At 50.0% G+C, this 13417-nt stretch carries 1 protein-coding gene; it reads left to right on the forward strand.

Features of this window, described 5'->3' with window-relative positions:
- Positions 1 to 13407, forward strand: coding sequence for a type I polyketide synthase (locus AD710_RS16305; RefSeq protein ID WP_049628509.1), 13407 nt, complete (start codon positions 1 to 3; stop codon positions 13405 to 13407).
- Positions 13408 to 13417 lie beyond the last annotated feature (10 nt).

Genomic DNA, 13417 nt, shown 5'->3' on the forward strand with positions numbered 1-13417 from the left:
GTGAAGAACTTCAATAAGCAAATCACTTTATCGCTGAAAAATCCGTTTATTTTACATCATGACGTTTACGGAGAAAAAGTCCTTCCGGGATTGGCTTATATTGATATGTTTTATCAGATTTTCAAAGAGCGCGGGTATTCATATGACGGGCTTCAGCTGCGCCATTTATCCATATATCAGCCGCTTATTGCGAAAGAAGACAGCGCCGTCAAGCTTACGGTTGAATGTACAAAGGTAAAAGAAGGGCGCTGGAAACTGACCGCAAAAGGGACTGAGGTCAGCGGCGGACGAGTGCAGCCGGACGAACGTATTTACGTCAAAGCAGAAATGCATGAGACGGCTCCCGCAGTTTTCAGTGACACGCTTGATCTTGACTCTGTCAAACGCGAGGCGGAACGCACCATCGATTTAAATGAGCTGTATGCACAATGCAGAAGTCAGGAATTGGTTCACAGCGGATATATGAAAGCAGAAGGAGAAGTGTTTGAGGAGCGGGACGGCGTCACCTTTGATTTATCGCTCGGAAAAGACGCGATGGGACAGGCCGGAGGGTTTTTGTTCCATCCGACTCTTCTTGACGGAAGCGGCGTCGGCGCAAACCTATTGATTTCATCGCTGTTAAATGGGGAAAAGAGGCTGTTTCTGCCTCTTTTCTATGAATCTTTTACAGCTTCCGAACCTTTGCAGGGCGGATGCATCACGAGAATCAAACGTTCGTCGCTCCGGCAGGAAAAGGAGCTCATTTACATTACACTGGAGTTTTTTAACGCATCCGGCCGGAAAGTAGCTGAGCTGAAAGATTTCACAAGCAAGCTCGTGCGGGATGCCGAGCTGATCAATACAGAACGAAAGACTGCTGAGAAGTCTCCTGAAAAAGCCGGTTTACCGGAAGTTGCGGCATCACTTGAAGGCGGACACCCGCATGAGGAAGCAGAGCGGTATGTCATGAATCTGATGGCGGAAAAAATCGGCAAGCCGCTTGAACAGATTGATTCTCAAGTCGGCTACTATGAAATGGGGCTGACATCGTCCGGACTGCTTGACGTCGTCGAAACGATCAGCGAAAAAATCGGCGAAACTCTTTCACCGACTTTGCTGTTTGAATATACGACGGCAGCAGAGCTTGCGGCTTTCCTGACTGAGCAGCACGGGAGCCATTTCAGCGCGCCTCAGGCAAAAATGGAGAAGCAGCCGCAAACAGAAAAAAGGCGGAAAAGCAGTGTGCCGCAAGATGAAGATATCGCCATTATCGGGATGGCCGGCCGCTATCCGCAGGCCGAAAATATTCACGAATTCTGGGAAAACCTGAAAGAAGGAAAAAACTGTGTCACCGAAATTCCAGAGTCTCGCTGGGACTGGCGCCGATTTGAAAATGTAAAGTCGCCTTCGGGAAAGAGCATTTCAAAATGGGGCGGATTTATTGATGATCCGGATTGCTTTGATCCTCAATTTTTCCGGATTACGCCGCGGGAAGCTGAAACAATGGACCCTCAGGAACGGCTGTTTTTACAAACATGCTGGGAAACGATTGAGGATGCCGGATATACGCCGAAGTCGCTCGCGGAGGCGCGCGGACAAAATAAGAGACAGCGCGTCGGCGTCTTTGCCGGGGTGATGCACAAGGACTATACGTTGGTCGGAGCTGAGGCTTCTTCTGAAGATCATGTATTCCCGCTATCTCTTAATTATGCGCAGATCGCAAACAGAGTTTCATATTTTTGTAATTTTCACGGGCCGAGCATGGCGGTCGATACGGTCTGTTCATCTTCGCTGACTGCGGTTCACCTTGCTGTGGAGAGCATTCGGCGCGGGGAATGTGAATCGGCTGTTGCCGGAGGCGTCAACTTGTCACTGCATCCGAATAAATATCTGACATACGGTTTATGGGACATGTTTTCAACAGACGGGGTCTGTCATACGTTCGGGAAAGACGGAGACGGCTATGTACCGGCTGAGGGAATCGGTGCCGTTTTATTAAAACCGCTGCGGGAGGCGGTAAAAGACGGAGACCGGATTTACGCGGTAGTAAAGGGCAGTGCCGTCAATCACGTGGGAACAGTAAGCGGGATTTCTGTGCCGAGCCCGGTCGCGCAGGCCGATTTAATTGAGGAATGCCTGGATAAAGCGGGAATCGATCCGCGCACGGTCAGTTATATTGAGGCGCACGGGACCGGAACGTCTCTCGGCGATCCGATTGAGGTTCAAGGCCTTGTCAAGGCGTTCCGCCAGTATACACAGGACAAGCAGTTCTGTGCCATCGGATCAGTGAAGTCCAATATCGGACATGCTGAATCGGCGGCGGGCATCAGCGGGTTAAGCAAGGTCGCCCTGCAGCTTCACTATAAAACGCTGGTGCCGTCTCTGCATTCCGAGGAGCTGAATCCGTATTTAGATTTTGAACAATCACCGTTTTATGTCCAGCATCAAACCGAAGCATGGCAGCAGCCTTCTGTGACGGAAAACGGAAACGAAACAGTATATCCGCGGCGTGCCGGGATCAGTTCTTTCGGGGCGACAGGTTCAAATGTGCATCTCATTCTGGAAGAATTTATTCCGGAAGAATCACACAGAACAAATGCTGAACCTGCGGAAGAACAGACATTCATTTTCCCGGTTTCTGCCCGAAACGAAGAACGGCTTAAAGCGTATGTTGCGAAGCTCTCTGCATTTATTCATCCCGGCGTGCCGCTTGAGGATGCGGCATATACACTTCAGGTCGGCCGTGAGCAAATGGAGGAGCGGGTTGTTTTCACCGCACAGAATATAACACAGCTTAAAGAACGGCTGGGAGATTTTCTGGCGGGGCAAACGTCCGGCGGATGCTGGCGGAACAGAGCTGATAAAACGAAACAGGCAGAGCTTGCTCCTGACTTGATACATAAATGGCGTTCTTCCGGAAGTCTGGAGATGATTGCTGAGAAGTGGGCCGGCGGAGGAACGATGGATTGGAATCTCTTATACGGTGAAAACAAACCGAATCGGATCAGCCTGCCGACATATCCGTTTGAAAAAACACGGTATTGGGTGCCCGAGGCGGCGAAAAAAGATTTGTTACCGCAAAAAAATGCAAGCATGCTGCATCCGCTCCTGCATGAAAATGTATCAAACATGTCAGGCGTCCGTTTTCGCTCCTCTTTTAGCGGCGGAGAATTTTTCCTGCAAGATCACGTCGTCAAAAACGAGCGGACGTTACCGGGCGCGGCTTATCTGGAAATGGTCCGGGCAGCCGTTGAACACGCGGCAGAAACGAAAGAAGAAGGAACAGTCCGCCTGAAGCATGTCGTATGGATACGTCCGTGTACAGCGGCGGATGAGTCGGCAGAATTGTATCTCCGTCTTTATGACGAAGAAAATGGGGACATGGGATTTACGGTTTATCGTGAATCGGCTTCATCAAAACAAGAGCCCGTTCTCTATGCGCAAGGAAGCGCGGCGTTTGTCCAGGCGGGCGAACCGGCGAAAATCGAGATTGACAAATTGAGAGAATCACGCCGTCTGATCACACCTGACGCTTGCTATCAAGCTTATAAACAGATGGGGATTGAATACGGGGATGCTCACAAAGCGGTCACGGCAATCTATGCAAAAGACAGCGAAGTGCTTGCGAAACTCTCACTCCCGTCATCTGTTTCTCATACAAAAGATCAGTTTGTCCTCCATCCGAGCCTCTTGGATGCGGCATTCCACGCGACAATCGGGTTGATGCTTGATAGAGACGGAACTGACATAAGGCCGATGCTGCCGTTTGCTTTGGAGCAGATTGATGTGCTGAAAAGCTGTAAAAGCAATATGTGGGTTTCCATTGCGTACAGCGGCGATAGCAAGCCTGAAGATGCCGTGCAGAAGCTGGATATTGATATATGTGACGAACAAGGCAATGTATGTGTGAAAATGACTGGTTATTCCGCACGGGAAATTGAAACGGATAAAACAGATACACTATTTTTGGAGCACGTATGGGAAGAGAAGGCCGCTGTACATGAAAAAGCGCCAGTCCATTTCAAAACCCGTCACGTGATGATATCTGACCGGTTTACAGAACAGATGAACAGCATACAGACAGACTTCAGCTGTTACGTGCTCCGTGATCAGCATAAGAGTGAAGACGAACGGTTTGAAGCCTGTGCAGTTCAGGCTTTTGAAGAAGTGAAGAAAATCATCGCTTCAAATTCCGGCGGGCGCGAGCTTATTCAGATTGTCGTGCCTCAAGAAGCGGATACGCAGCTCCTTTGCGGCTTAACGGGGCTTTTGAAAACAGCGGCGCTTGAAAACCCGAACCTGACCGGCCAGCTGATTGAAGCGGAGCCGGACGTCAAGGCAGACACGCTGTCACGATATGTAAAAGAATGCAGCGCTCACCCTGATGACAAGCATATTCGCTATGAAAACGGCAGGCGCTATACTGCGCAATGGCAGGAAACGGGTCTTGAACAGTTTGGCGCCGAAAAGCCGTGGAAGGATAAAGGTGTTTATCTGATCACTGGCGGTGCGGGCGGTCTCGGATTTTTGTTCGCCAAAGAAATCGCCCGGCATGCAAAAGGCGCCGTTCTTATTTTAACGGGGCGTTCTCTGTTGGATAACCGTAAAAAAGCCCAGCTGCAAGAGCTGTCCGGCCTTGGCGCACAAGCCGTGTACAAACAAACGGACATGACAGATAAACAAGAAGTTCAATTGCTCACAGCGGACATCTGCCGGCAGTACGGCGGCTTAAACGGTATCATTCACAGCGCCGGAACGATAAAAGACAACTATATTCTGAAAAAGAACAAAGATGAACTCCGTGATGTACTGGCGCCGAAAGTCTCCGGGCTGGTTCATCTTGATGAAGCATGTAAGGACATAGAACTTGATTTTCTGATTCTTTTCTCTTCCGGAGCGGGAAGCGCCGGAAGCGCGGGCCAAGCAGATTATGCGATGGCCAATGCGTTTATGAACGCTTTCAGTGAAAAAAGAAACCGGCAAAAGGCCCGAAATGAACGCCATGGACACACTCTTTCAATCTGCTGGCCGCTTTGGAAAGACGGCGGGATGACGGTTGACGCCGAAACGGAAGCCATGCTGACAAAAGAAAGCGGCATGGTCCCTATGAAAACAGAAAACGGCATTCAAGCCTTGTACCGCGGGTGGGCAAAAAAGACATCCCAGATCATGGTGACGGAAGGCTACGCCGCAAAAATCCGGGCGTTTCTGAAAAAATCAGCGGATGATCAAGAAGAAACGGAAAGCGAACCAGAAGTATCGGCAGGCTTTTCATCAGGCGGAGAGAACATGCTTGCGGAAAAAACGGAGCATTTCTTGAAACAGGTGCTTTCGGAAGTAACCAAACTTCCTGTCGGCAGCATTGACGCCAAGGCGCCTATGGAAGATTACGGAATTGATTCAATTATGATTATGCATTTGACGGGACGGCTGGAAAAGAGCTTCGGTTCATTATCAAAAACATTGTTTTTTGAGTACCAGAATATTGAATCGCTGGCGCAATATTTTATGAAAGCTCACCGCGGCACGCTGCTGGAAGTGACCGGAATGAAAATGGAGGAACCCCCAGCAGCCAAACCGGATCTGCCGGAGAAAACAGAAGAAAAGCCTGTATCCTATCGCAGTGAAGGCAAAAAAGGCTTTGCGCAAGTCCGCACAGACATGCGGAAAATCCAGCAGCTTCCGGAGCGTGAAGATATCGCGATTATCGGTCTGTCAGGACGATATCCGCAGGCCGAAAATCTTCAGGAATTTTGGAAGAACTTGAGTGAAGGCACCGACTGCATAACGGAAATTCCAAGCGGCCGCTGGGATCACAGCCTTTATTACGACGCTGATAAAGATCAAGAAGGCAAGACGTACGGAAAATGGGGAGGATTTTTGAAAGACGTGGACAAATTTGATCCGCAATTCTTCTCTATTTCGCCCCGGGATGCAAAATTGATGGACCCGCAGGAGCGGTTATTTCTGCAATGTGTCTACGAAACGATGGAGGATGCCGGTTATACGCGCAAAAAGCTGACCGGAAAATCGGGTGACCTGCAGGGCGCCAATGTCGGTGTTTACGTCGGCGTCATGTATGAGGAATACCAGCTTTACGGAGCCGAAGAACAGGCGCGCGGAAAATCGCTCGCCTTGACCGGAAATCCGTCATCCATCGCGAACCGGGCTTCCTATGTATTCGGTTTTAACGGTCCGAGTATGGCTCTTGATACGATGTGCTCTTCTTCTTTAACAGCCATTCACCTGGCGTGTCAAAGCTTGCGGAACGGGGAATGCGAGGCGGCATTTGCCGGGGGCGTCAATGTATCCATCCATCCGAATAAATATTTGATGCTCGGCCAGAACAGATTTTTATCAAGCAAAGGGAGATGTGAAAGTTTCGGCGAAGGCGGAGACGGTTATGTGCCCGGTGAAGGAGTGGGCGCCGTACTCCTCAAGCCGCTTTCTAAAGCGAAAGCGGACGGTGATCATATTTACGGCCTGATCAAAGGAACGGCCGTGAACCATGATGGAAAAACAAACGGGTATTCCGTCCCGAATCCGAACGCCCAAGCCGCGGTTATCAAACAGGCGTTAAAAGACGCGGGAACCGATCCGAGGGCGGTCAGCTACATCGAAGCCCACGGCACTGGAACTTCACTCGGCGATCCGATTGAAATCACAGGTCTGACAAAAGTCTTTTCAGAACTAACACAAGATAAACAGTTTTGCGCCATCGGCTCAGCAAAATCCAATATCGGGCACTGTGAAAGCGCAGCAGGCATCGCGGGGCTGACGAAGGTGCTGCTGCAAATGAAACACAAGAAGCTTGCGCCGTCACTGCATTCCCTGACGCTTAACCCGAATATTGATTTTCCGAGTACGCCGTTTAAAGTGCAGCAGACGCTTGAAGAGTGGAAAAGACCGGTCATAAATGATAAGGAACTGCCGAGAACCGCGGGGCTTTCCTCTTTCGGAGCCGGCGGCGTCAACGCTCACATCGTCATCGAAGAATATACCGCTGATGAGGATAAAGAGACGGCTTTTGCCGCACCTCATCCGTCGATGATCGTCCTTTCCGCAAAAAATGAGAAACGGCTTCAAGAACGGGCGAAACGGCTTCTTGATGCACTGCGGAGCGGGCGTTACAAGGAATCGGATCTGGGCCGGATCGCCTATACGCTTCAAACCGGCCGTGAAGCGATGGAAGAGCGTCTCGGTCTGATTGTCAGCAATTTGCGCGAGCTTGAAGAAAAGCTTGACGGATTTACCGGCGGCAAAGATTCAATTGATCAGCTCTATAGCGGACAAGTCAGACAGAATAAAGACACGATGGCGCTGTTTGCGGCTGATGAGGACATGGAAAAAACCATTGAGGCATGGCTTGAAAAAGGCAAAGCCGCAAAGGTATTAGAGCTTTGGGTAAAGGGCCTTCCGCTCAATTGGGATAAGCTGTATCAAATGGGCAGACCGCAAAAAATCAGTCTCCCGGCTTACCCGTTTGCAAAAGACCGTTATTGGATCGACACATCAGCTGATGCAGCTGTCAAAAAACCGGTGGAAACAAAGCCTGCACCGATCGCACCGGAGGCCGCTCCGGAACCGGTCATTGAAGCAGCACCTCTTTGCGAGGAGACTTCGAAAGAAAAACCGTCCAACATTACATTGCAGCCTTTGAGCGGCACGGAATCAAAAAGAACGGCACAGCCCGCTGACCGTCCGGCGGTTTCCGTTGAAAAAGTAAGTGCCGAATTAACGGAAAGTTTGGCGGACGTTTTATATATGGATCCCGGCGATATCGACGGAGACGACACTTTTATTGATATCGGTATGGATTCAATCACTGGTCTTGAATGGATAAAGGCCGTTAATAAAACGTACGGCACGTCTCTTACGGTGACGAAAGTATATGATTATCCGACCATCCGCCAGTTTGCGGCCTTCTTGCAAAAAGAGCTCGGGACAGCACCGATCCTTGAGGAAGTAACCGAACCGCAGAAAACGGAGGCCGTGAACAAACCGTCCAACATACTTCTGCAGCCTTTAACCGCTCATAAGCAGCCGGTGATACAGGCAGAAGCGGATATTCTCGAGGCGATGTCTGAAACGGCAGCTTCCGCCGAACCGGAAGAACCGATTGAAGCGGTGCATGACGAGTTATCAAAAGCACTTGCTGATGTATTGTACATGGAGCGGCATGAAGTAGATATTGATGAGGCCTTTATTGACCTGGGCATGGATTCAATTACCGGGCTTGAATGGATAAAAGCCGTTAATAAACGGTACGGCACGGACTGTAACGTAACGAAAGTGTATGATTATCCGACCATCCGTCAATTTGCCGATTTTCTGCGCACGCATCCGTCTGTCTGCGGCAGAAAAAAACAGGCGGTTCCCGTACGTCCAAAGCCGCTTACGCAGCAACATGCCCTGCAGGAGAAAACACCTGCCGAGCCGGAGAGATTAACGGTTCAAAAGGAATCTGAACCGGTGCAGGCCAAACGGGAGCCTAATGACGAGATGGCGGACGCGATAGCCATCGTAGGCATGTCGGGCAAATACCCCGATGCACCGGATCTTAAGACGTATTGGGACAATTTAGTGCGTGCGAAAAACGCCATTCGCGACATCCCGCTTTCCCGCTGGGATGTAAACCAATACTATGATCCGACCTTAAACAAGAAGGGCAAAGTATACTGCAAATCAATCGGTATGCTTGACGGCATTGAAGAATTTGATCCGCTGTTTTTTAATATTTCTCCGTCTGAAGCTGAACTTATGGACCCGCAGCACCGGATATTTTTACAGGAAGGCTTTAAAGCCTTTGAAGATGCGGGCTACAGCTCAAAAGAATTAAGCGGGAAAAATTGCGGCGTTTATTTAGGGATTATGAACAATGAATACGGCATGATGTTAAATAAACATCAGACAGGAGGAAGTGCAACGGGCAACAGTTTCAGCATCGCGGCGGCCCGCCTGCCTTATTATCTCAATTTGAAAGGGCCGGCGATTCCGATCGATACGGCATGCTCTTCATCTCTCGTCGGGACTCATTTGGCGCGTCAGGCGCTGTTGAATCATGAAATTGACATGGCGCTTGTCGGCGGCGTGACCTTGTATTTAACGCCTGAATCATACATCAGCATGTGTGAAGCCGGAATGCTGTCTCCTGACGGCCAATGTAAAGCATTTGATAACAGCGCAAACGGATTTGTGCCTGGCGAAGGCGCGGGGGCGCTCGTTCTGAAAAGGCTGAAAGATGCGGAAGCCGATCAAGACCATATTTACGGAGTCATTATCGGATCCGGAATTAACCAGGACGGAAAAACAAACGGCATTACCGCACCGAGCGCGAAAAGCCAAATGGATTTAGAGCGCCAAGTGTATGAAACGCACAACATCCACCCTGAGAGCATCACCTATGCGGAAATGCACGGCACTGGCACAAAGCAGGGGGATCCGATTGAATTAGAAGCTTTATCTTCTGTATTTAAGGAAAAAACGGACCGAAAACAATTTTGCGCCATCGGTTCGGTTAAATCGAATATCGGACATACGTCGGCGGCGGCAGGCGTAGCAAGCGTTCAGAAAGTTCTGCTGTCGATGAAGCATCAAAAGCTTGTGCCGAGTCTTCATTTCAGCACGCCGAATGAACATTTTGATTTCGATGACTCGCCTTTATTTGTCAATACCGAACTCAAACCTTGGGAAACAGGCGGAGCACCGCGGCGGGCCTGTGTCAGCTCATTCGGCTACAGCGGCACAAACGCTCATCTCGTCATTGAAGAGTACCAGCCGAAAGACCGGGACAGCCGAAAACCTGATGAGACAAACATTTTTGTACTGTCGGCGAAAAAAGCGCGGCAGCTAAAAGCCTATGCCGAGTCGATGATCGAATTTGCAAAAGCCAATCAGGATATCCATCTTTCAGATATGGCGTACACGCTTCAAACCGGGCGTGACGCAATGGACTACCGTCTTGCGGTTACAGCCGGTTCGAGAGAAGAACTGATCAGCCGTTTAACCGATTTTGTATACAGCAATACGGGTGAAGGGATATATGAAGCCCACATCAAAACGGCAAAAAAAGAAATCAAAGCATTTGAAACGGACGATGATATGAAGCAGCTTGTCAGGTCATGGTTCGATAAGAAAAAATATGGCAATATAGCGGAATTGTGGGCAAAAGGGCTTCACGTGGACTGGAACAGACTCTATCAAGGCGAAAAACCACGCAGAATCAGTCTGCCGGCTTACCCGTTTGCCAAGGAGCCGTACTGGCTGCCTCAAGTGAAATCTGCATCGGAGGAAACGGAAGACCGGCGCGAAGCTGTACTTTTAGAAAAGCAGTGGGTTCCGTGTGAGATCGAGTCTGCCGATGAAAAAAGCGTTCAGAAGGTCATGATTCTGGCTGATGCAAGGACAAGGGGACTTGCCGAAGAGACTGCAAAGCATTTCGATGACTCGTTCATTCTCCCGGTCGATTCGGCAGACACTGCAGCTAGCGATTGGAATCACATAGATGGCGCAATCGATCTGACGGGATGCGGAGACGAAGACCTTTCACTGGAAGGGATCAGCCGGCTCCAGGCTCTGATTGATACAAGCCGCCGTCAAGTGCGGCCGCTGACGCTGCTGTATGTAACAACAGGCTTGGAGCCGTTTCAGCAGAAAACGATTCATCTCGCAGGAGCGGCAAAAAGCGGCCTGTACAGAATGCTGCAAAGTGAGTATCAAAACGTGACATCAAGACACATGGATGCCGATACAGATACAAATCAGCAGACACTTGCCAAACAGATTGCGGATGAATTTTCAGCGGACAGCACAGAACCGGAAGTCTGCCTCCGAAACGGACAGAGATACCGCGCTGTATTCAGGGAGATTCCAAAATGGGAGCGATCAGAACAACAGCCCGCACCGTTCCCGGAAGATCATGTGCTTTTCATTACCGGAGGGACGAGAGGGCTCGGTCTTTTATGCGCACGCCATTTCACAGAAAAACACGGCGTGAAAAAAGTGGTGCTGACAGGCAGGGAGCCGATTCCTCCCCGCCATGAACGGTCAGCTGTGAATACACGGCTGAAAGAGAAAATACGGGCGATTGAAGCGCTAGAAGCAAAAGGTGTGCAAGTAGCGGTCATCAGTCTGAAATTGTCTGACCGTGATGCGGCGGCAGCGGAAATTGAAACGATCCGGCGCACGATGGGACCGATCGGCGGGGTCATTCACTGTGCAGGCTCGGTTAATTCAGTAAATCCGGCGTTTATCAGAAAGACTGCTGACGACATACAAGAGGTGCTGGAACCGAAAGTCGCCGGGCTTCAAACTTTAAGCAGCCTTTTTACAAATGATCCTTTGCGATTCTTCGTCTTATTTTCTTCCGTATCTGCTGTCGTTCCGGCGCTTGCCGCGGGGCAGTCGGATTATGCGATGGCAAATGCGTACATGGATTACTTCGCGGCTGCTCATCAGCATCAATATCCGATGGTCAGCATTCAATGGCCGAATTGGAAGGAAACCGGATTGGGTGAAGTCCGCACAGAAAGCCTGAAGCAGACCGGACTTTTAGGACTGACGAATGCGGAAGGGATTGACTTGCTGGACCGCATTTTGTCTGAAAACATCCGCCCGGCCGTTCTGCCGGCCATCGTTGATCGAAGCGGATGGCATCCTGACAGGCTGCTCAGTCAAAAGAAAAAACAAAAAGAGGCTGAAGCAGAAATAAACGGTCAAATCGAGGAAAAACAATCAGACTCAGACCTTCTTTTTGATACGAAGGCATGGCTTGTAAAACTGTTTTCTGATGAGCTGAAAATCGCTCCGGATGAACTGGAAACAGACGAACCGTTTCAGGATTACGGGGTTGATTCGATCATTTTAGCGCAGCTTTTACAGCAAATGAATCAAGCGCTCAAAAAGGACTTAGATCCGTCTGTTTTATATGAACATCCGACGATTGACGCGTTTGCCGAATGGCTTGTATCCAACAGTCAGCCGCTGCTCACAAGGAAGGAATCTGATGCAGAAACCGCGGTTCCCGCCAATGTGCAAACCGTTCAAGCTGAACAAAACCGATATGCCGAAAATGAAGACATTGCCGTCGTCGGAATGAGCTGCCGCTTTCCGGGAGCGGAATCGTTAGAACAATATTGGGATTTGCTGAGAAACGGCAGGTCCGCGATCGGCTCCGTGCCGGCCGAACGATTCGGTTACGAAAATCAGTATGTTGCGGGCTTGATTGAACATATGGATCACTTTGATTCCGATTTCTTTTTCATACCGGAAAACGACGCGAAAGCGATGGATCCTCAGGCATTGGCGGTGCTGGAAGAAAGCGTAAGGCTTTGGTGCCATGCCGGCTATACCCGTGAAGAAATCAAGGGTATAGAAGCCGGTGTGTATATCGGAGGCCGCAGCCAGCATCAGCCTGATCCTGAAAGCCTTGCGAATGCCCGCAATCCGATCGTTGCGGGCGGGCAGAACTATTTAGCTGCAAACGTTTCGCAATTTTTTGACCTGCGGGGGCCGAGCATCGTGCTTGATACGGCTTGTTCGTCGGCTTTGACAGGAATGAATATGGCCGTACAGGCACTGAGAAGCGGCGATATCAAAATAGCGGTAGTCGGCGGTGTCAGTATGCTGAACACGGATGCGGCGCACCGGATGTTCCAAGAGCGCGGGCTGTTAAACGAAAAACCGGTATTTCATGTATTTGATAAGCGTTCAGGCGGCGTTGTCCTCGGAGAAGGAGTGGGCATGGTGCTGTTAAAAACGGTAAGCCAGGCGCAAAAAGACGGCGACACGATACACGCAGTCATTAAGGCCGCCGCCATGAATAATGACGGCAGAACGGCAGGACCGTCAGCCCCTAATGTTCAGGCGCAAAAAGACGTTATGCAAAGCGCGCTTTTAAAAAGCGGTAAGAAGCCGGAGGATATCACTTATATCGAAGCAAACGGATCGGGTTCCGCTGTGACTGATTTACTTGAGCTGAAGGCGATTCAATCCGTATACCGCTCAGGTCAGCATGTTCCGCTCGGCATCGGGTCAATCAAGCCGAACATCGGGCACCCGCTTTGTGCAGAAGGGATCGCAAGCTTCATAAAAGTCGTATTAATGCTGAAACACAGACAAACGGTTCCGTTTCTCTCAGGGGATGAACCGATGCCGCATTTTGATATAACAAAGACCGATTTGTATTTTAATAAAACAGCCGGCGAATGGGATGCAGCCAGACCGTCTGCGGCCATCAACTGCTTTGCCGACGGCGGAACGAACGCCCACATCATTCTGGAAGCTTGGGAAGAAAAAGATACCCGACTGAAAAGAAAGCCGCTGCCTGCACCGTCATTAAGACGTAAGGGTCTCGTAAAAGAACCTGATGCACCGGTGAAGAAACAAGAGCTTCCTGCCAAGAAAATGTTCTGGAAAGCATTTAAATAGAGAGGAGTGG

Source organism: Bacillus sp. JFL15, assembly GCF_001184225.1.
GTDB classification, from domain to species: domain Bacteria; phylum Bacillota; class Bacilli; order Bacillales; family Bacillaceae; genus Bacillus; species Bacillus siamensis.